This is a genomic window from Dactylosporangium sp. NPDC049525 (genome assembly GCF_040676755.1).
Classification (GTDB): Bacteria; Actinomycetota; Actinomycetes; order Mycobacteriales; family Micromonosporaceae; genus Dactylosporangium.
Window position 1 is genome coordinate 193,785 of record NZ_JBFAPO010000013.1, and the last position, 21,026, is coordinate 214,810.

The 21,026-nt window shown below is 71.7% G+C and carries 15 protein-coding genes; 7 read left to right on the top strand and 8 right to left on the bottom strand.

Annotation, left to right across the window (positions count from 1 at the left end; all coding sequences use genetic code 11):
• Positions 1 to 30 precede the first annotated feature (30 nt).
• Positions 31 to 1,641: a phosphoglycerate dehydrogenase gene (gene serA / locus AB0K00_RS21250; protein WP_363523099.1), complete on the bottom strand. Its 1,611-nt coding sequence runs from the start codon at positions 1,639 to 1,641 to the stop codon at positions 31 to 33.
• Between the two features lie 286 nt (positions 1,642 to 1,927).
• Here serA and AB0K00_RS21255 point away from each other — a divergent pair, with 286 nt between their 5' ends.
• Both AB0K00_RS21255 and AB0K00_RS21260 read left to right on the top strand, forming a co-directional pair.
• Positions 1,928 to 2,269, top strand: coding sequence for a hypothetical protein (locus AB0K00_RS21255; protein ID WP_363523100.1), 342 nt, complete (start codon positions 1,928 to 1,930; stop codon positions 2,267 to 2,269).
• Positions 2,270 to 2,394: 125 nt separating this feature from the next.
• Entirely contained in the window at positions 2,395 to 2,772 is a 378-nt protein-coding gene (locus AB0K00_RS21260; protein WP_363523102.1) for a TipAS antibiotic-recognition domain-containing protein, read from the top strand.
• 37 nt (positions 2,773 to 2,809) lie between these two features.
• Here AB0K00_RS21260 and ilvC read toward each other — a convergent pair whose 3' ends face one another.
• From ilvC to AB0K00_RS21275, 3 genes are read right to left on the bottom strand one after another with little or no spacing between them, the layout of a single operon-like run.
• The gene (gene ilvC, locus AB0K00_RS21265) at positions 2,810 to 3,823 is read right to left on the bottom strand and encodes a ketol-acid reductoisomerase (RefSeq protein WP_363523104.1); all 1,014 of its coding nucleotides are present in this window, start codon (positions 3,821 to 3,823) and stop codon (positions 2,810 to 2,812) included.
• 24 nt (positions 3,824 to 3,847) lie between these two features.
• The gene (ilvN, locus tag AB0K00_RS21270) at positions 3,848 to 4,366 is read right to left on the bottom strand and encodes an acetolactate synthase small subunit (RefSeq protein ID WP_327005901.1); all 519 of its coding nucleotides are present in this window, start codon (positions 4,364 to 4,366) and stop codon (positions 3,848 to 3,850) included.
• A 1-nt stretch (position 4,367) separates the two neighbouring features.
• Complete coding sequence (locus tag AB0K00_RS21275; protein ID WP_363523106.1) at positions 4,368 to 6,242, bottom strand: acetolactate synthase large subunit; 1,875 nt, start codon at positions 6,240 to 6,242, stop codon at positions 4,368 to 4,370.
• 227 nt (positions 6,243 to 6,469) lie between these two features.
• On the opposite strand from AB0K00_RS21275, the gene ilvD reads away from it, so the two are divergent.
• Both ilvD and glyA read left to right on the top strand, forming a co-directional pair.
• A complete protein-coding gene (gene ilvD, locus AB0K00_RS21280; RefSeq protein WP_363523108.1) occupies positions 6,470 to 8,314 on the top strand; it encodes a dihydroxy-acid dehydratase in 1,845 nt (614 codons plus the stop codon).
• 196 nt (positions 8,315 to 8,510) lie between these two features.
• On the top strand, positions 8,511 to 9,773 hold the full coding sequence (glyA, locus tag AB0K00_RS21285; protein WP_363523110.1) for a serine hydroxymethyltransferase: 1,263 nt from the start codon (positions 8,511 to 8,513) through the stop codon (positions 9,771 to 9,773).
• Positions 9,774 to 9,876: 103 nt separating this feature from the next.
• On the opposite strand, the gene AB0K00_RS21290 is transcribed toward glyA, so the two are convergent.
• Positions 9,877 to 14,739, bottom strand: a complete 4,863-nt coding sequence (locus tag AB0K00_RS21290; RefSeq protein ID WP_363523111.1) for a hypothetical protein — start codon at positions 14,737 to 14,739, stop codon at positions 9,877 to 9,879.
• 191 nt (positions 14,740 to 14,930) lie between these two features.
• Between AB0K00_RS21290 and AB0K00_RS21295 the strand changes: the two genes are divergently transcribed.
• Positions 14,931 to 15,302: a PH domain-containing protein gene (locus AB0K00_RS21295; protein WP_363523113.1), complete on the top strand. Its 372-nt coding sequence runs from the start codon at positions 14,931 to 14,933 to the stop codon at positions 15,300 to 15,302.
• Here AB0K00_RS21295 and AB0K00_RS21300 read toward each other — a convergent pair.
• The 3 genes from AB0K00_RS21300 to AB0K00_RS21310 are packed head-to-tail and all read right to left on the bottom strand — an operon-like array spanning position 15,296 to position 17,992.
• On the bottom strand, positions 15,296 to 16,180 hold the full coding sequence (locus tag AB0K00_RS21300) for a 2-hydroxyacid dehydrogenase (protein ID WP_363523114.1): 885 nt from the start codon (positions 16,178 to 16,180) through the stop codon (positions 15,296 to 15,298). The two genes, AB0K00_RS21295 and AB0K00_RS21300, sit on opposite strands and share 7 nt — an antisense overlap.
• A gap of 13 nt (positions 16,181 to 16,193) precedes the next feature.
• Positions 16,194 to 17,501: a hypothetical protein gene (locus tag AB0K00_RS21305; protein WP_363523116.1), complete on the bottom strand. Its 1,308-nt coding sequence runs from the start codon at positions 17,499 to 17,501 to the stop codon at positions 16,194 to 16,196.
• Complete coding sequence (locus tag AB0K00_RS21310; RefSeq protein WP_363523118.1) at positions 17,498 to 17,992, bottom strand: SigE family RNA polymerase sigma factor; 495 nt, start codon at positions 17,990 to 17,992, stop codon at positions 17,498 to 17,500. Before AB0K00_RS21310 ends, AB0K00_RS21305 begins: the two co-directional genes overlap by 4 nt.
• 164 nt (positions 17,993 to 18,156) lie before the next feature.
• Between AB0K00_RS21310 and AB0K00_RS21315 the strand changes: the two genes are divergently transcribed.
• A complete protein-coding gene (locus AB0K00_RS21315; protein ID WP_363523143.1) occupies positions 18,157 to 19,290 on the top strand; it encodes a PQQ-dependent sugar dehydrogenase in 1,134 nt (377 codons plus the stop codon).
• Complete coding sequence (locus AB0K00_RS21320) at positions 19,287 to 20,963, top strand: metallophosphoesterase (protein WP_363523120.1); 1,677 nt, start codon at positions 19,287 to 19,289, stop codon at positions 20,961 to 20,963. Before AB0K00_RS21315 ends, AB0K00_RS21320 begins: the two co-directional genes overlap by 4 nt.
• The last annotated feature ends 63 nt before the right edge of the window (positions 20,964 to 21,026 follow it).

The following is a 21,026-nucleotide window of genomic DNA, read 5'->3' on the forward strand; positions in this document are numbered from 1 at the left end:
CCACTCTCCCCGCCCCCTAGGAGGAACGTCTTACTCGCCCGACAGGTCGACCGTGCTCGCCGCGTTGGCGCCGATGGCCTGCTGGGCCTCATTGAGCAGGTCCGCGTGCACGGACGTGTCGACGGTCAACGTCATCAGCGCCTCGCCGCCGGCTTCGCGCCGGGCGACCTGCATCGCCGCGATGTTGACCCCCGCAGTGCCCAGTATTGACCCCACCAGTCCGACGACGCCGGGGCGGTCGGCATATCGGAAGAACAGCAGCACGCCCTCCGCGGCGAGCTCGAGGCTGAAGCCGTCGATCTCGGTCAGCTTCAGCGCCTCTCGCGGTCCCGCGACATACGTGCCGGACACGGAGGCTACCCTGCCGTCGGGCAGCACACCGCGCACGGTCACCAGGTTGGTCTGATCGGCGGACTCGGTGAACACCGCGAGTGCCACCTCGACCCCCCGATCGGCCGCCAGGTGGGGCGCGTTGACGTAGGTGACCTGCTCGGCCACGACACCGCTGAAGAGGCCCTTCGTCGCGGCGAGCTTGAGCACCGACACGTCATGGTGGGCGACCTCACCGTGCACCTCGACGGTGACGGCCGAGGCGATGCCGCCCGCGACGGCGGTGAAGACCCGGCCGAGCTTCTCCGCCAGGGGCAGCAGCGGGCGCACCTCCTCGGCGACCACACCGCCGACCTGCACGTTGACCGCGTCGGGGACGAACTCGCCGTCGAGGGCGAGCTTCACGCTGCGGGCGACCGCCAGGCCCGCCTTGTCCTGCGCCTCGACCGTCGAGGCGCCCAGGTGCGGGGTCGCGACCACGTTGTCGAACGCGAACAGCGGCGACGCGACGCACGGTTCTTTGGCGTACACGTCGATGCCGGCGCCGGCCACCCGCCCGTCGGCGATCGCGTCGGCGAGGGCCTGCTCGTCGACGAGGCCGCCCCGGGCCGCGTTGATGATCCGCACGCCCGGCTTGACGATGCCCAGCTCACGGGCGCCGATGAGGCCGACGGTCTCCGGGGTCTTCGGCAGGTGGATCGAGATGAAGTCGCTCTCGCGCAGCAGCTCGTCCAGGCCGAGCAGACGCACGCCCAGCGCGGCCGCTCTGGCCGGCTGGATGTAGGGGTCGTACGCGACGAGCCGGACCCCGAACGCCGCCATCCGTTGCGCGAACAGCACCCCGATGCGGCCCAGGCCGACGACGCCGACGACCTTGCCGGACAGCTCGACGCCGGTGTACTTGGACCGCTTCCACTCGCCGGCCTTGAGCGCGGCGGAGGCGGCGGCGGTGTTGCGGGCGACGGCGAGCAGCAGCGCGACGGCCTGCTCGGCGGCGGACACGATGTTGGACGTCGGCGCGTTGACGACCATGACGCCGCGGGCGGTCGCGGCGGGGACGTCGATGTTGTCGAGGCCGACGCCGGCGCGGGCGACGACCTTCAGCCGGGTCCCGGCTGCGACTGCCTCGGCGTCGACCTGGGTGGCGCTGCGGACGATGATCGCGCTGGCGTCGGCGAGCGACTTCAGCAGTGCCTGTCGATCGGTGCCGTCGATGTGACGGACCTCGTAGTCGTCGGCGAGGACCTCAAGGGCGGAGGGAGCAAGCTCCTCGGCGATCAGCACCACCGGGCGTTCAGGAGGGAGGGTCATACGGTCCTCGACTCTCGGGCTTCGGCTGGCGTCGATGCGCGGGCGCGCGGCACTGCACGCCACGCGCAGGTCGGCGACGGGGCCGGGCGGACGGCCTCTTCCGCCGATGGTAGGCCCGCCGCCGCAACCGCCCGTCCCCGCTCGGACGTGAGCGCGATCACAGCAGCCCGATCGGGTGACCGGCTGTCAGGGACCCGACCTGGCCCTTTCTGAACCCTTTGGGCCGGCCCGTCCGTGTCGGCTGGCATCGGCACGACCTCCCACCGACGGCATAGGAGACACCACGATGAGCGAGTACTACGACGGCGGCGCCGACCACGCGACCTACGAGGGTCACGACGCCTACGAGGGCGACCAGCACGACGGCCACGGCCAGTACGCGGACGTCCAGGAGCAGGTGCACCACGTGATCGAGCTGATCGGCGACCGGATCGACGGCATCGAGCACGACGCGTACGAGGCCAAGGACGGCGCCGCGTACGAGGAGCCCAAGGAGCACGACGGGCAGCAGGCCTACGCGTCGGACGAGTACCAGGCCGACGACCACAAGGCTGACGACTACCAGGCTGACTACAAGGGCGACGAGCACAAGGGCTACGAGCAGTACTCGCCGTACGCGCGCTCCTGATCGCAGCGGTCAGGGAACCGGGACGGCCCCGGCGTGGACATTCCACGCCGGGGCCGTACTCGTTGCTTGACTCTCCCGTGGCTGGAGACCCGACGCTGGTGCTACCGACGAACAAGGGAGGCACCATGGAGAACCCGTACGCGGCCGAGGCCGAGCAGCGGTGGGGGCAGACCGAGGCGTACCGGCAGTCCGCCGAGCGGACCGCGAAGTACACGCCGCGGGACTGGGAACGCATCAAGGCGGAGGCCGCGGAGAACACCGCGGCGTTCACGCGGGCGTTCGTCGACGGCGAGCCGGCGCAGGGTGAGGCGGCGATGGACCTCGCCGAGGCGCACCGGGAGCACATCAGCCGGTGGTTCTACGACTGCTCGAGCGAGATCCACCGCGGCCTCGGCGACATGTACGTCGACGACCCGCGGTTCACGGCGAACTACGACACGGACCACCCGGGTCTGGCGCAGTTCATCCGGGACGCGATCCACGCGAACGCGGCGCGCGCGTGAACTTCCCAGGGGGCCCGGACGGGCCCCCTGGGGCAGGTCAGGCCGTCTCGGTGATGGGCCGGTCGACCCAGCTCATCATCGAGCGCAGCTTCTTGCCGGTCTCCTCGATCGGGTGCGCCGCACCCTGCTCGCGCCACTTGGTGAAGTTGGGGCGGCCGGCGTCGTCCTCGGCGATCCACTCGTTGGCGAACTCGCCGGACTGGATCTCGGCGAGGATCCGCTGCATCTCCTGCTTGGTCCGGGCGTCGACGACGCGCGGGCCGCGGGAGTAGTCGCCGTACTCGGCGGTGTCGGACACGCTGTAGCGCATCCGGGCGATGCCGCCCTCGTACATGAGGTCCACGATCAGCTTGAGCTCGTGGAGGCACTCGAAGTAGGCGATCTCCGGGGCGTAGCCGGCCTCGGTGAGCACCTCGAAACCGGTCTGGACGAGCGCGGAGGCGCCGCCGCAGAGGACCGCCTGCTCGCCGAACAGGTCGGTCTCGGTCTCCTCCTTGAACGTGGTCTTGATCGCACCGGCGCGGGTGCCGCCGATGCCCGCCGCGTAGGCGAGGGCGAGGGCGAACGCGTTGCCGGACGCGTCCTGCTCGACCGCGACAAGACACGGCACGCCCTTGCCGTCCACGAACTGGCGGCGGACCAGGTGGCCCGGGCCCTTCGGGGCGACCATGGCGACGTCCACGTCGGCCGGGGGCGTGATGAACCCGTACCGGATGTTGAGGCCGTGGCCGAAGAACAGCGCCTTGCCGGCGGTGAGGTGCGGCTCGACCGACTCGGTGTAGAGGGAGCGCTGCGCGGTGTCGGGCGCCAGGATCATGATGACGTCCGCCTCGGCGGAGGCCTCGGCCGGCGAGAGGACCCGCAGGCCCTGCTCCTCGGCCTTCGCGCGGCTCTTGGAACCCTCCGGCAGGCCGACGCGGACGTCGACACCGGAGTCACGCAGGGACAGCGCGTGGGCGTGGCCCTGGCTGCCGTAACCGAGGACCGCAACCTTGCGGCCCTGGATCAACGACAGGTCGGCGTCGTCGTCGTAGAACACCTCGGCGGACATTTCTTTCCTTTCAAAGGTTTCGAGTCAGGACGCGGCGCGAAGCGCCGGGCCTGTGGTGATGGAGCGGGAGCCACGGCCGATGGCCACGACGCCGGACTGGACCATTTCCTTGATACCGAACGGCTCCAGGTCACGGAGCAACGCGTCCAGTTTCTCCGACGTGCCGGTGGCCTCGATCGTGAGGGCGTCCGGCGAGACGTCGACGACGCGGGCCCGGAACAGGTTCACCGTCTCCAGGACCTGCGAGCGGACGGGCCGCTCGGCACGCACCTTCACCAGCAGCAGCTCGCGCTGGACGCTGGCGTTGGTGTCGAGCTCGACGATCTTCAGGACCTGCACCAGCTTGTTGAGCTGCTTGGTGACCTGTTCGAGCGGGCTGTCCTCGGCGTTGACCACGATCGTCATCCGGGAGACCTCGGGGTGCTCGGTCTCACCGACCGCGAGGGAGTCGATGTTGAAGCCGCGGCGGGCGAACAGGCCGGCGACCCGGGCGAGTATGCCGGGCTTGTTCTCCACCAGGACTGACAGGGTGTGTGTGGTCATCTCAGACGTCGTCCTTATCGAACTTGGGCGCGACCCCGCGGGCGAACATGATCTCGTCGTTGCTGGTGCCGGCGGGGACCATCGGCCACACCATGGCGTCCTTGCCGACGACGAAGTCGACGACGACCGGCTGGTCGGTGACCTTCATCGCGGCCTCGATCGTGGCGTCGACGTCCTGCTTGGTCTCGCAGCGCAGCCCGACGCAGCCCAGGGCGTCGGCGAGCTTCACGAAGTCCGGGATGCGGTGCTTGTGGGTGCCCAGCTCCGTGTTGGAGTACCGCTGGTCGTAGAACAGCGTCTGCCACTGCCGGACCATGCCGAGGTTGCCGTTGTTGATGACGGCCACCTTGATCGGGATGCCTTCCAGGGCGCAGGTGGCGAGCTCCTGGTTGGTCATCTGGAAGCAGCCGTCGCCGTCGATCGCCCAGACCACCTTGTCGGGCCGGCCGACCTTGGCGCCCATGGCGGCGGGGACCGCGTAGCCCATGGTGCCCAGACCGCCGGAGTTGAGCCAGGTCGCGGGGTGCTCGTACTGCACGAACTGCGCCGCCCACATCTGGTGCTGGCCGACCCCGGCGGTGTAGATCGCGTCGGGTCCGACGAGTTTGCCGATGCGCTCGATGACGTACTGCGGAGCCAAGGTGCCGTCCGACGGCTCCTCGTAGCCCAGCGGATACCGGCCGCGGATGTCGTCGAGGGTCGCCCACCAGTCGGTGAGTGACGCCTTGTGCCCGGCGGCGTACTCCGCGGAGACGGCGCCGATCAGCTCCTCGATGACGTGCTTGGCGTCGCCGACGATCGGCACGTCCGCGACCCGGTTCTTGCCGATCTCGGCCGGGTCGATGTCGGCGTGGATGATCTGCGCGTTCGGCGCGAACGTGCTCAGTTCGCCGGTCACCCGGTCGTCGAAGCGGGCGCCGAGGGTGATCAGCAGGTCCGCCTTCTGCAGCGAGTAGACGGCGCCGACGGTGCCGTGCATGCCGGGCATGCCCATGTGCTGCGGGTGCGAGTCGGGGAACGCGCCGCGGGCCATCAGCGTCGTGACGACCGGCGCGCCGGTCAGCTCGGCCAGCTTGCGCAGCACCTCGGACGCGTGCGCCTTGATGACGCCGCCGCCGACATACAGCACGGGGCGCTTCGCGGCGGCGATGAGCCGGGCCGCCTCGCGGATCTGCTTGCCGTGCGGGTGCAGCGTCGGGTGATAGCCGGGCAGGTCCAGGGTCGGCGGCCACTTGAACGTCGTCTGCTTCTGCAGGATGTCCTTGGGGATGTCGACCAGGACCGGGCCGGGCCGGCCGGTCGAGGCGAGGTGGAACGCCTCCGCGAGCACCCGCGGCAGCTCCTCACCCGTCTTGACCAGGTAGTTGTGCTTGGTGATCGGCAGCGTGATGCCGGCGATGTCGGCTTCCTGGAACGCGTCGGTGCCGATGTAGGCCGACGCGACCTGGCCGGTGATCGCGACCATGGCGACGGAGTCCATGTACGCGTCGGCAATCGGCGTGACCAGGTTGGTGGCGCCCGGCCCGGACGTCGCCATGCAGACGCCGACTTTGCCGGTGGCCTGCGCGTAGCCGGTGGCGGCGTGGCCGGCGCCCTGCTCGTGGCGGACCAGGATGTGCCGGACGGTCTCGGAGTCGAACAGCGGGTCGTACGCCGGGAGGATCGCACCGCCGGGGATGCCGAAGACGACGTCCGCGCCGAGCGCCTCGAGCGAGCGCACCAGCACCTGAGCGCCGGTCAGAAGTTCCGGCTTCTTCTCTACGACCTTCTCCGACTTGTCGGTCTTGTCGGCCGGCAGCGACCCCGACGTCGCCGACGACGCCGGGGCGGTCGGGTGCGCTCGGTGGGCGAGGACTTCAGGCGTTGGTCTCGTCATCGCATTTCGCACTTTCGCTCGAAGGTGTCCAGGTCGCGTCTCAATACTCGCTCAGACATGAAAAAACCCCTCCGTGCGATGCACGAGGGGCTAGCGCGCTGACGGCAGGCGTCGGCGCGCTAGATGATAAGTACTCGCAGCGACCTCGACGACATGTCCCCACTCTCGCGCATCTCACGGCCCGAGTCAACCGGTCCCACGATCTGGAACGTGTCAGACTCACAAGTATGCCCGAGCTGCGGTCCAAAACCTCCACTTCTGGTCGCAACATGGCCGGCGCACGCGCCCTGTGGCGCGCCACCGGCATGACCGACTCCGATTTCGGTAAGCCAATCGTCGCCATCGCCAACAGTTTCACGCAGTTCGTGCCGGGCCATGTCCACCTGCGCAACCTCGGGATCATCGTCGCCGACGCGGTCGCCGAGGCCGGTGGGGTCGCCAAGGAGTTCAACACCATCGCCGTCGACGACGGCATCGCCATGGGCCACGGCGGGATGCTCTACTCGCTGCCCAGCCGCGAGCTCATCGCCGACGCCGTCGAGTACATGGTGCAGGCGCACTGCGCCGACGCCCTCGTGTGCATCTCCAACTGCGACAAGATCACGCCCGGCATGCTGCTCGCCGCCCTCCGCCTGAACATCCCCACCGTATTCGTCTCCGGCGGCCCCATGGAAGCCGGCAAGACCATCGCGATCGAGGGCGTCGTGCACGCCAAACTCGACCTCATCGACGCGATGATCGCCTCCGCCAACGAGGCCGTCACCGACGACCAGCTCGGCGAGATCGAGCGCTCCGCCTGCCCGACCTGCGGCTCGTGCTCCGGCATGTTCACCGCCAACTCGATGAACTGCCTCACCGAGGCGATCGGCCTGGCCCTGCCCGGCAACGGCTCGACCCTCGCCACGCACAGCGCCCGCAAGGCCCTGTTCGAGCGGGCCGGCTCGCTGATCGTCGAGCTGTGCAAGCAGTACTACGACGGCGACGACGCCTCGGTGCTGCCGCGTGCGATCGCCACCCGCGAGGCGTTCGAGAACGCGGTCGCCCTCGACGTGGCCATGGGCGGCTCGACCAACACCGTCCTGCACCTGCTCGCCGCCGCCCGCGAGGCCGAGGTCGAGTTCAGCGTCGCCGACATCGACGGCATCTCCCGCCGGGTGCCGTGCCTGTCGAAGGTCGCGCCGAACAGCCCGAAGTACCACATGGAGGACGTGCACCGCGCCGGCGGCATCCCCGCGATCCTCGGCGAGCTCAACCGCGCGGGGCTGCTGAACACGGGCGTCCGCAGCGTGCACTCACCCGACCTGGCCGGGTGGCTCGCCGAGTGGGACATCCGCTCCGGTGCCGCCTCCGACACGGCGCTCGAGCTGTTCCACGCCGCGCCCGGCGGGGTCCGCACCGTCGAGCCGTTCTCCACGTCCAACCGCTGGGCGTCGCTGGACACCGACGCCGCCGAGGGCTGCATCCGCTCCAAGGAGCACGCGTACACCGTCGACGGCGGCCTGGCGATCCTGTTCGGCAACATCGCCCCGGACGGCTGCGTCGTCAAGACCGCCGGCGTCCCGGACGAGAACCTCATCTTCAACGGCACGGCCAAGGTCTTCGAGTCGCAGGAGTCCGCGGTCGACGGCATCCTCGCCAAGCAGGTCGTCGCCGGCGACGTCGTGGTCATCCGGTACGAGGGTCCGAAGGGCGGGCCGGGCATGCAGGAGATGCTCTACCCGACGTCGTTCCTGAAGGGCCGTGGCCTGGGGCGCGCCTGCGCGCTCATCACCGACGGCCGGTTCTCCGGCGGCACCTCCGGCCTGTCCATCGGCCACATCTCCCCCGAGGCGGCCGGCGGCGGCCTGATCGCCCTCGTCGAGGACGGCGACCGGATCGAGATCGACATCCCGCGCAGGTCGATCGTCCTCGCGGTCGACGACGACGTGCTCACCGCGCGCCGGGTGGCTCAGGAGAAGCGCGAGCACCCGTACACGCCGGTGGACCGGGAGCGGCCCGTCTCCGCCGCACTGCGCGCGTACGCGTCCATGGCCACCGCGGCGAGCGACGGCGCCTACCGCAAGGTGCCGTAGGTCATTCGTCTCCCGGGCCAATTCGCCCGGATTGGCCCGGGAGACGGGCTCGGTTCTGGACTACCATGGTGGTCGTACCCGCGACTGGCGCACGTCAAGGTGGAATCGACCACCGGGGAGCTCCCTGTATCGCTGGCACCGCGCGCCTGGGTGCCCGTGATAGGCGCGTGCGCGCCTTGTCCGGGAGGAAGCCCCGATGCATGTTCCCGCCCTGCCCACGATCACCACGACCGATCCTGACCTCGCGGACCTGATCCAGCGCGAGGCCTCGCGGCAGCACGACACGCTGCGGATGATCGCCTCGGAGAACTACGTCTCCCAGGCCGTCCTCGAGGCGACCGGCACCGTCCTGACGAACAAGTACTCCGAGGGCTACCCCGGTAAGCGGTACTACGAGGGCCAGCAGTTCATCGACCCGATCGAGGAACTGGCGATCGCCCGCGCCAAGTCGGTCTTCGGCGTCGAGCACGCCAACGTGCAGCCCTACTCGGGCTCCCCCGCGAACCTCGCCGTGTACATGGCCCTGGCCGCCCCCGGCGACACCGTGATGGGCATGGCCCTGCCGATGGGCGGCCACCTCACCCACGGCTGGCCCGTGTCGGCAACCGGCGCGTGGTTCCGGCCCGTGCAGTACACGGTCCGCAGGTCCGACGGCCTCATCGACTTCGACGAGGTCCGTGACATCGCCCTCCGCGAGCGCCCGAAGCTGATCTTCTCCGGCGGCACGGCCATCCCCCGCACGATCGACTTCGCGCGCTTCGCCGAGATCGCCCGCGAGGTCGACGCCGTTCTCGTCGCCGACATCGCGCACATCGCCGGCCTCATCGCAGGCGGCGCGCACCCCTCCCCCGTCGGCCACGCCCCCGTCATCTCGACCACCACGCACAAGACGCTCCGCGGCCCGCGCGGCGCGATGCTGCTGTGTGACGCTCCCTTCGCCAAGGCGATCGACAAGGCCGTGTTCCCCGGCCTGCAGGGTGGCCCGCACAACCACACGACCGCGGGCATCGCCGTCGCGCTCCGGGAGGCGGCGCAGCCGTCGTTCCGCGTCTACGCCCACCAGATCGTCGCCAACGCCCGCGCGCTGGCTGCCGCCTTGTTGGAGCGCGGCTTCGACCTGGTCTCCGGCGGCACCGACAACCACCTCATCCTGCTCGACCTCACCGGCAAGAACATCGGCGGCAAGCCCGCCGCCCGCGCCCTCGACCGGGCCGGCATCGAGACGAACTACAACACCGTCCCGTACGACACCCGCAAGCCCTTCGACCCGTCCGGCGTCCGCATCGGCACGCCCGCGCTCACCACCCGCGGCCTCACCGAGGCACAGATGCCCCAGGTCGCCGACTGGATCTCCCGCGCCGTCGACGCCGCGGTCAAGGACGACGACCAGGCACTGGACAGGATCGCCGCCGAGGTGCGCGAGCTGCTGTCCGCGTACCCGATGCCCGGCTGGCACTGACCCCACCGCTGGTGGCGTGTCTGTGTCGAACGCCGCGCCACCAGCGGCCCGGGCAGACCGGATCCGTCTTTGGATCATTGCGCCGGCGGACCGGCGAGCTGGGTTACTTGCGGCGCAGGAACCGGCGGGAGCGCTGGTCGGGGCTCTTGGGCTCCTCGTCGAGGTTGAGCTCCAACGGCGCCACGTCATCGTCGTCGAACATCATGTCGCGTGCACGCTGCCGCTGACCTGGCACGGCGGCGCCGCCTCGGTCCTGCTCACCGCTGCCGGGCCGGTCGCCACTGCCGCCGCCGGGCGCGTTGCGTGACGGGATGCGGGATCGGCTCTCGGAGGTGAACTCGCCGCTCGGGTCGCTCTCGTATCCGGACGTCGGGTCCGTGGCCCACGCCGGCCGGTCGGAGGTCCCCGCCCGCCGCGCGGACGAGCCCGAGCGCTCGGGCGATCCCGGCCGCCCGGACTGCCCCTGCCGCTCGGGCGATCCCGGCCGCCCGGACTGGCCTGGCCGCTCCGGCGAACCCGGACGCTCGGACAGATCCGGCCGTTCAGACAGGCCCGGACGCTCGGACTGGCCTGGCCGCTCGGACATGCCTGGCCGCTCGGACATGCCTGGCCGCTCGGACATGCCTGGCCGCTCGGACGGACCCGGTCCGTCGGGTGTGCCGGACCATCGCCCGGAGCCCCCGCTCTGTCCCGTGGCCACCTCGGACGCCCAGTCGTCGCCGGCGTTCGGAGCTGCCGCGGCGGGACGGCCTTGCACGGGACCGTTCGCGGACGGTGCCGCCTCAGCGGGCTGCCCCTTCCGTCCCTTGCCCGACTTGGAACGCCCCCACAGTGAGCGCTTGCCACTCGCCGGCTGCTCCGCCGGCGCCTCGTCGACCTGGCCGCGGGCGTTCTGCGCTGCCTCGGCGTCCCACCATGCGGGGCCGTCGTCAGCGGGTGCGGCGTCCCAGGCGCCCGGCTGCGGCTCAGACGCTGCCCCTCGCCAACCGTCTGCCCGCGGAGAGTCTGCCGGTGCGGGCTCCGCCCGCGCAGCTTCCCCGCGCGACGGACCCGAGCGCGGCTGGTCCGACCATGAGGCATCCGAACGCGCCGCGTCCGAACGGGCATGATCCGACCACGAAGACCCCGACGACGGCGCATCCGCTGGCGGCAGGCCCGATCGCGAAGAGCCCGACCGGGGCTGGTCTGACCACGAGGAGCCCGACGACGGCGCATCCGCTGGCGACAGGCCCGACCGCGAAGAGCCCGACCGGGGCTGGTCTGACCACGAAGCATCCGACCGGGACTCATCCGACCACGACGAGCTCGACGACGGCGCGTCCATCGGCGACGAGTCCGACCGCGACCGCTCCGACCACGAAGACCCCGACCGGGACTGCTCCGACCACGAAACATCCGGTCGTGCAGCATTCGATCTCGCAGCGTCCGACCGGGCGTCACCTGACCACGAAGAGCCTGACGGTGGCACGTCCGTCGACGGTGAATCCGACCGCGACCGCTCCTGCCACGAAGACCCCGACCGGGACCGCTCCGACCAGGAGGAGTCCACCGGCGGCGCGTCCGCGGGCGATGAGTCCGCCCGGAACTGATCCGACCATGAGGGCTCAGGCCGCGCTGCGTCCGACCGTGGCTGGTCGGGTCCCGGGGCGTTTGACCACGAGGACGGCGACGGTGCCGGGCGTGACGAGTTCGGCTCCGGCGGGCCGGTCCGGGACGGGTCTGACGCCGGCGAGTCCCACGGGTGCTGCGATCGGGTCGACGGCCCAGACGCGAACCTCGAACGAGTCGTGGGTGCCGGGTCCGCTCGGTGCGGCTCTGACCGGTGCGGCTCTGACCGCTGGGGCGCGAACGGAGTCGCCGAGCTACCGGACGCGGGCTCGGCGGCCACCGGCCATGCTGCCGACGGGCCGTTGAAGGAGCCGTCGGCGGACGAAGAACCGGTGGACCAGGACCCGGTGATGGAGGGACCGGTGGTGGAGGGACCGGCGAAGGACGAGGCACCGGGCCGGGGACCGCCAGACGTCGGACCGCCGGAGGTCGGACCGCCGGAGGTCGGACTGCCTGAGGTCGGGCTGCCTGAGGTCGGGATCGAGGACGTCGGACTGCCCGACGTTGGCATGCCCGACGTGGGCGCGCTGGAGACGGGGTCGTCTGCCGAGGTGCGACCTGATGGGCCGGGCTGCTGGCGGTCGCGGCGCCGGACGGAGCGGGCCTCCGGGTCGGCGTCCCAGGAGCGGCGCAGCTCGAGCGGCTCGGCGACCAGCTCAGGCTTGTCGCCGTCGAAGAGGCTGCCGGTCCAGGCGGGCCGCTCGGCAGGACGCCGCGCGGGGCGCTCGCCGGCGCCGGTGCTGAAATGTCCAGTGTCGGCCGGGCTCCGGCCCGGTCTGTCGCGATCCGCGGCACCGCCCCGATCCGCGATCTCGCCGCCCAGATCCGACCAGCGGTCCCGGTCCGACGGCCGGTCACGATCCGACGGCCGGTCACGATCCGACGGCCGGTCACGATCGAACGCGGAATCACGATCCGACCGACCACTGCCCAGATCCGACCCCGCGTCCCGCCCGGACAACCCGCCACCCAGGTCGGAAGCCCGGCCAAGATCGGAAGCCCGACCGAAGTCCGAGGCCCGACCGAAGTCCGAGTCTCGGCCCAAGTCCGACGACCGACCCAAGTCGGACGACCAGGCACGGTCCGACGGACCCCCCAGGTCCAGTGCCGGCTCCCGGTCCGACGGGCCGCTCAGGTTCGACGACCAGGCACGGTCCGACGACGGGGCCGCCGAGTCGAAGCGGTCGGCGCCGGTCGAGCCGAACCGGTCGGCATCCGCCCCGTAAGCACCCGACGAGGCAGCACCGCGGGACGGCGGGCCCGGCGCGTCGAAGCGATCAGACGACGACGGCGGCGGCAAGGGCGCCGGGCCGGGCTCCGACGCGAACGGACTCGGGTCGTGGGGCGCCGCCGAACTGAAGTCCTCCGGGCCGTCCAAAGCGAAGCCGAACCGGTCAGGGTCATTGGCGAGGCGGTCGAACTCCGACATGAGCGACGCGAACCGGTCCGCCGGCGGCTCCGGCGCGCCCCCCGCGGCCGAGGGCGCGGCGAACGAGACGGACGGCGCGGACGACGGCGACGCCGGCCACTCAGGCGGCGGTGGCGACGACGACCGGCGCTCACCCCCCGAAGGCCCCGAAGGCCCCGAAGGCCCCGAAGCCATCGGAGGTGCCGGAGCCACCGGAGGTTCCGGGGCAACGAACGGCTCAGTGCGCCAGCCAGCAGCGGCCGGCTCGTCCTCAGGGTCCGCGCGGCGGCGGCCGACCCGCCGGGGCTCGTCCGCCGGTGCCGCGCTCTCGTCGCGGCCCGACGACCACGGCAGCCGGGAGCCGGCGTCATCGTGGCCGGCGTCGTCCGGGGTGGCCGTCCACTCGTCGCGGAACGGCTCCGACCCGCGGCCCGCGCCGGTGTCGGTGTCGGAGTTGCTGCCGAAGTCTTCGAGCGTCAAGCGGTCGCGGTCGTCGCGGCCGGCGGAGTAGTCCGGGTCGGGGTCCGAGTCCGCGGCCCACGCGGCCAGCTTGTTGGCCGACTCGCTGTCCCAGGAGCCGACCAGCTCGCGCGTGGCTCGGGACTCCCACGAGTCGTTGGCGGGGGCGATCGGGTCCGGATCGGGCCCGGGACCGCGGCCGGTGCGGCCGAACCGGTCGCGGACCGAGCCGTCGTCGTCGAAGTCGCCGCCGCGACGGGTGCTGGAAACGTCTTCCTCCAGGTGCGACGGGGAGTCGGGCGGGCCGTTCCAGCGGCCGCCGGAACCGCCCTCGGCGCGGGACGTGTCGCCGCCGGTGGAGCGGCCGAACCGGCCGCGGGTGAGGCGGTCGCGGAGCGAGCCGGGCTCGGCGCCGGTGGGGCCGTCGGTGCCGGCCACCGCGGCGAAGGCGGCGTCGGCGACCATGGGGGACGCGGGGACGGTGGGGTGCGCGCCGGTGTTCATCCGGGCGAAGGAGCGCGCCAGGGGCGACGGCTCGGGCAGCTTGTTGCCCGAGGCGATCACCAGCAGGCGCTCCATGACGGAGAGCTCCACCCGATAGGGCTCGGCGGCGAGCCAGCGGCCCGCGGCGTCGACCATCTCGTGCGCGTGGACGAGGTGGAGGTGCTCGCCGGGGGCGACGGAGATGACGAGGTCCTCGCTGACGTCGCCGCGGGAGGGTGCGACGACGAGATAGCCGCGAACGGCGCCGCCGACCTTGCCGAGCTGCTCGCGCCAGGTGTGCACCTCGGCGGCGAGGCCGTCGACGTCCTCCGAGCCGGGGACGAAGAGCCGGCCGCCACGCAGGACCTGGCCGGAGGCGTCCATGGTGAACTCGCCGTGCGGCCAGACGGTCGGCAGGAACAGGGCCACCCGCCGCCCGGCGACCACGAGGTGGGTGCAGCCGCCCTCGCCGAGGGCGAAGAAGCGGGCCGAGGGCAGCGCCTCGAGCTCCTTGAGCCGGGGCAGGTGGTCGTCGGGCTTGCCCCACCAGCGGCGGCCGCTGACGGCCTCGTCGACGGCGGCGCGGGACAACCGGCGGGCGTCGAGCATCAGCGCGGCCAGGAACGCGCCGATGAGCGGCACGTCGAAGCCGAGGTTGGCACCGATGAACTTGAGCAGGCCGAGGATGTCCATCCAGCCGTCGGGGAGCCAGGTGCGGGTGGCGGCGCCCCAGGCGACGGCGCCGGCGACCGCGGTGAGGATGGCGAAGAGCGGGAAGCCACGCAGCGTGAGCACGAGCACACCGATGAGCGCCAGGATCGCCGCGGCGCTCCACAGGGGGCTCAGCTCCGTCACGCCCCAGCCGGTGACGGCGAGGGCGAGGAGGGTGGCGGCGACGAGCAGGGCGCCCGCGAGCACGCCGGTCGGGCGCACGCCGACCCGGCGGTTGCTCTTGACGCCGGAGTGCCACGAGTTGCCGGTCAAGTCCCAGCCTCCAGGCAGATCCATACATTTCGACGCGGACCGCCGCGATCACCGGCGAGCCGGTCAGCCGCGATCACGTCGAACACGGCACCGAGCGTAACCCCGCGTGCCGCGCCGAGCGAGAGGCGTCCGCCCCGATCGTGATCCCCCACCGCGCCAGTATGCCCCGACCCACCGACAAGAAGCAGTTCCACGAAAGGTGCGAGACTTGTCCGGTGACCACCCGTACCACGCGTCCCACCGTCCGGTTCCGGCGCAGCGCGTCGCTGGCCGTGGCGGCCGGCATCGCCACCGTCGGCGCGATCCCGCTGCTGGCCGAGAGCCTCTGGTTCCTGCCTGTCCTGCTGGTGCCGATCGCGATCGCGGTGTGGGCGTGGCGGGCCGGCACCGACGTCGACGAGGCCGGTTTCACGGTGCGGGCGCTGTTCGGCAGCCGGCGGGTGCCGTGGGCCGCGGTCGACGGTCTGGTCAGCCAGGACGGCGCCGTGCAGGCGCGCCTCGCCAACGGTCACTTCGTGAAGCTCGACGCGGTCCGCCCCACCGACCTCGAGAAGATCACCACCGTGACCAAAACCAGCGATCAGTAGCCGTCGACCACCACGTTGACCAGCGGCTCACCGGCGGCGAATCGCCGTACCTGGGCACCGGCCAGCGCGTAGGCCCGGCGGAACAGTCCCCGTACCGAACCCGCCACGTGTGGAGTGATCAGCACGTTCGGCAGATCCCAGAGCGGATGGTCGGCCGGCAGCGGCTCCGGCTCGGTGACGTCTGTCGCATAGCCGATCCTTCCCGACGCCGCCTCGGCCAGGACCGCGCCGGTGTCCACCACGGGTCCCCGGGCGGCGTTGACCAGCAGTGCCCCGTCCGGCATCGCGGCGAGGAACTCCGCCGACACCAGACCTGTCGTCTCCGCAGTGAGCGGCACCAGGACCACCACCACGTCGGCGGAGGGCAGCAGCGACGGCAGCTCCTCGACGCCGTGCACGCCGTCACGCGCCCGGCGGGCCACCGAGGTGACCGTCACCTCGAACGGCGCCAGCCTGGCCGTGACCGCGGCGCCGATCGAGCCGGCACCGACGATCAGCACCCGCTTGCCCGCGAGTTCGTCGGTCTGCCGGTACGCCCACTGCCTCCCGCTCCGCACGAAATGCGGGAAGTCCCGCAGGCAGGACAGGATCGCCGTGAGGACCCACTCGGACGTGGAGGAGTCGTGCACCCCACGCGCGTCGCACAGGGTGACGCCCTCGGGGAGCCGTCCGGCCCACCGGTCGGCGCCGGCGCTCATGAGCTGCACGACCCGCAGCCCAGACATCGTCGCCGCCAGGTCGACCACGTCCGGCGGGGCGAGGAACGGCGGCACCCAGAAGTCCGCGTCCACCGGCGCGGTGTCGACGGCCACGGCCACCTCGGAGGGGAGCGGACCGAGCAACGGCAGGCCGGCCTCGTGCGGGATGCAAACCTTCACCGGAGCACAGTAACTACCACGCCGACACGATCTTCTCCCCCAGGTACTCCGGCACGTCGCGCCGTTCGGCGACGTACGCCTGGCTGACGGTCATGTCGGCGACGTTCCTGATCGCGACGGGTCCGCCCTCGGTGCGCAGCACACCGACGCCGTTGTCGAGGGGGTGCCCGATGAAGCCGGTTGCCGCGGGGACCAGCGCCGACCGCGCGCCGGGTGTCGTGGTGACGACGAGGACCTTCTCCCCGTAGTAGGCGTACGCACCCGTCCGCTCCGGTACCCGGATCGCGATCACGTCGGGGTCTGAGCTGATCGCTGTCGACGCCAGTGCCCACTCGGACCGGTCCGTGGTGTCCGTGGCGGCGACGTCCGGCGGGAAGGCCGTCGCGACCATCGTCTTCGCACCGGCACCGTTGGACAGCACCGCCGCCACGCCGCCGCCGGCCAGCAGGGTGCTGGTCAGGGTCCAGGTGCCGCTGGTCCCCTCGATCGGCCCGCTCCAGCGCTGCACGATGTTCCCGTGGGCCAGGCCGCCGGCGGCGAACAGGTCGGCTCCTTCACCGAACTCGTCCACGGGCATCGCCGGGCCCTCGAAGTAGAGGCCCCCGTCGCCGCAGGTGACCCGCCAGCGCTCGGCGGGCCGCAGCGAGTCGCGCGCGATCCAGCTGCCGGTCGGCGCCTCGGTCCAGACGCGGTCCACGACGCCGTTGCCGGAGACGGTCCCGCCCGCGGCGGTGGCGAACCGGCAGCCCGCCGGGACCAGCCCGACCAGCGCCGGGGCAGACCCGCTGCCGATCCTGACCAGCGGGTCGAGCCGCAGGTTGCTGAAGCCGCCGCCGAGCAGCTGGGCCGCGGTGGCGCCCGCGGGGCCGTCGTTGTAATACAGCGCGGCGTGGGTGGCGTTGTAGCGGGCGTACGCGAGGAACCGCCGGCCGCCCGCGTCGCCGAGGAACAGCACCTTCAACCGGTCGAGCCGGGGGTTGTCGCCACCGCGCCGGCGGAGCTCGCGCTCGAGCTCCTCCTGGGACACCACGGGGGCGCCGAGCGATCCACGGGTCGGCGAGTCGAGCAGCGTCCGCGTCCATGGCGAGGTGATGGGGTACCCCGCGTCGCCGCTGCCGCGGTCCGGCGGCGAGCCGAACTGCAGGGCGGGGACGAACGCCGCGCTGAGAGCGACCGCGACCGCGGCGAAGAGGGAGGTGAGCCCGGCCCAGCGGCGCCGGCGGCGCTGCAGGAGCCGGCGCATCGGGTCGGGCCGCGGGACGACGGGCGCGGCGGCGTCCCGGAACGCGGCCCGCAGCGCCTGTTCGAGATCGGTGCTCATGACGCCCTCCTGCTGGCCAGCACGTCCACGCCGAGGACGCCGCGCAGCCGGACCAGCCCACGCGACGCCTGGCTCTTCACCGAGCCGACCGAGATGCCGAGCAGCGCGGCGGTGTCCGTCTCCGACAGGTCCTCCCAGTACCGCAGGACGAGCACGGCCCGCATCCGCGCCGGGATCCGGTCGAGCGCCTGCAGCAGCGACTGCCGTTCGGCGATCCGGTCGGTGGGATCGTCGCCGGGCCGGTCCGGTGGGTCGTCGGTCAGCACCTCAGCGTTGCGCAGCCGCCGCCAGATGCTGGTGCGCTGGTTGACCATGGCCCGGCGCACGTACGCGAGGGGCTCGTCGACCCGGTCCCAGTGCCGCATGACCCGCAGCAGGCTGCTCTGCAGCAGGTCCTCGGCCGCGTGCTGGCTGCCGGTCAGCAGGTAGGCGGTGCGCAGCAGGTCGCCGTATCGAACTTCGACGAACTCCTGGAACTCCCCGGCCCCCATGTGGCTCCTCTAACACGAATCTTGCTCGAGTCGGAACATCCGTCACTCGGGCAGACGCCACCCCGCCGACAAAGGTTGAAAGGAAGATGATGTCCGGCAACGCTAGTCTTGGCCGGGTGAGCGCCCGGACGCACCCGAGAAGCCTGACGGCCGCAAAGACCCTGATGGCGGCCGTCGTGGCGATGCTGGCCCTCGCGGGCTGCTCGTTCGGCCCGCCGCCCCCCGACGAGCTGGGCTCGCCGCCGAAGCTGTCGCCGTATCCGAGCGCGTCGACCTCGGGGGGTGAGGAGGACGGCGGCCAGACGCAGGTCGCCACCAAGGTGCTGGTCAAGGGCCTCACCGTGCCGTGGGGCATCGCGTTCCTGCCGGACGGTTCCGCGCTGGTCACCGAGCGCGACAGCAAGAAGCTGCTGAAGGTCGGCAAGGAGTCCACGCCCGACGGCCTGGCGGTGTCGACCGTGCAGACGATCGATGACGTGGTGCCGGGCGGCGAGGGTGGCCTGATGGGCATCGCGGTGTCGCCGGCGTATGACACCGACAAGACGGTGTTCATCTACTACACCGCCAAGGACGACAACCGGGTCGCGAAGCTCACCCTCGGCTCGCCGCCGACCCCGATCCTGACCGGCATCCCGAAGTCGACGATCCACAACGGCGGCCAGATCCACTTCGGACCCGACGGCCTGCTGTACGTGTCGACCGGCGACGCGGCGAAGCCGGAGAACGCACCGAACCTCAACAGCCTCGGCGGCAAGATCCTGCGCATCCAGCCCGACGGGAAGCCGGCACCTGGTAACCCGTTCGGAACCACCGTGTACAGCTACGGACATCGCAACGTGCAAGGGTTCGCCTGGGACAAGAACAAGCGGATGTATGCCGTGGAGTTCGGCTCGGGTGAATGGGACGAGATCAACGTGATCGAGGCGGGCAAGAACTACGGCTGGCCGACCTACGAGGGCAAGGGCGGCGACCCGAAGTTCGTCGACCCCATCCAGGTGTGGAAGACGTCCGAGGCGTCGTGCTCCGGCCTCGCCTACGTCGAGGGGTTCCTCGTCACCTCGTGCCTCAAGGGCGAGCGGCTGTACGTGATGCAGCTCACCGACCAGGGCAGCATCTTCGGGGCGCCGAGCCCCCTGCTGAAGGACGCGCACGGCCGGCTGCGGGCGGCGGTGGCGGCGCCGGACAACAGCATCTGGGTCTCCACGTCCAACAAGGACGGTCGTGGCGATCCGAAGCCTGAGGACGACAAGCTCTTGCAGATCGTGATCAGCAACGTGGGTGGGGCCGGCAAGAGTTGAGCTCGCCGTTCCGCCGGCGGGCCGCCGTGGCCGCGCGCCGGATTCAGCGCCGGGCGATCGTGATGGCCGCCGGACGGCGGCACCACCCGTTCCGCCCACCCGGCAAAGGCTCCGGAGCGGGCTGGCGGCGCACCAAGCGGGTGCTGCGCGGCGTCCTGCTCGGCGTCGTCGCGATCATCGGCATGCTTATCGGCATCCAGCTCGGCGGGCACACGACCCAGGACATCGGCCCGTTCCAGGCGCGGCTGTCGCTGACGCCGTCGCTGCGCGGCGACACGTCGGTGGAGATCCCGCCGCTGGGCTCCCTCGAGCTGGACAGTCACGACGGCCCGGCCCACCTGGAGATCCGCCTCGAGTCCCTGGACGAGGCCCGGACCAGGGCGGTCGTCGCCGACGGCGGCAACCTGGAGCAGGTCAGCCACGACGCCGTCGACCAGCTCAACCTGGGCGTGCGCCGGCTGGCGCTGCAGACCGCAGGCTCCGGGCTGCTCGGCGCGATGATCCTCGTCGGGCTGGTGTTCCGGACCCGGCGCGAGACGGCGATCGGTGGCCTGGTGGTGGTCGCGGTGCTCGCCTCGGTCGGCGGCGCGACCGCGCTGACGTTCAAGCCCGCCGCGATCCAGGAGCCCACCTACCGCGGCCTGCTGGTCAACGCGCCCGCGATCATCGGCGACGCGCGCCGGATCTCCGACCGCTACGAGGAGTACCGGGCGCAGCTGCAGAAGCTGGTGCTCAACGTCTCCAAGCTGTACGGCACGATCTCCGCGCTGCCGGTGTACGAGCCGAACACCAGCGCGACGAAGGTGCTGCACATCTCCGACATGCACCTCAACCCCGCCGCGTGGGGCGTGGTGCGGACCGTCGCGGACCAGTTCGACGTCGACATCGTCGTGGACACCGGCGACATCAACGACTGGGGCAGCGAGCCGGAGTCCTCCTACGTCGGCGAGATCAGCCGGCTGCAGCTGCCGTACCTGTACGTCCGCGGCAATCACGACTCGGCGGTCACCGCCGCCGCGGTCGCGAAGCAGCCCAACGCGATCGTGCTCGACAACTCGATCGCCACGGTCCAGGGGTTGACGTTCGCCGGGATCGGCGACCCGCGGTTCACCCCGGACAAGTCGACCGACGCCACCGACGCCGAGCAGCACGCCGCCGTCGTCACGTCCGGTGAGCTGCTCGCCGAGAAGATCCTGTCCAGCCCGAAGCCGGTCGACGTCGCCCTGGTGCACGACCCCGTGGCCGCGCAGCCCCTGGCCGGGATCTGCCCCCTCGTCCTGGCCGGGCACCGGCACGCCCGTTCGATCACCAGGCTCGACCCGAGCGTGCCGGTCGTGCTGCCGTCGGACGCCGCGTCGCCGGTCGCGCAGCCGCCGGAGCGCACGCTGCTGATGGTCGAGGGGTCGACGGGCGGTGCCGGGCTGCGTGGCCTGGAGAGCGCCAAGCCGCTGCCGCTCGCGCTGTCGATCCTGTACTTCGATGAGGACCGGCACCTCACCGCGTATGACGACATCCAGGTCGGCGGGACCGGGCTGACCGAAGTATCGCTGCAGCGGCGCATCGTGGCCGCGGACAAGGCGACGCCGGCACCGTCCTCCTCGGCGGTGCCGACGCCGTCACTGACCTCGTTGTCCCCGTCGCCCAGCCCGTCGGCCTCCGCCCCGGGGCGCTGAGCCCGACGACCAGGCGGGCGCCGGCCGCCCGCCCCCACCGGGCGGGCGGGGGGGCGGCCCGCC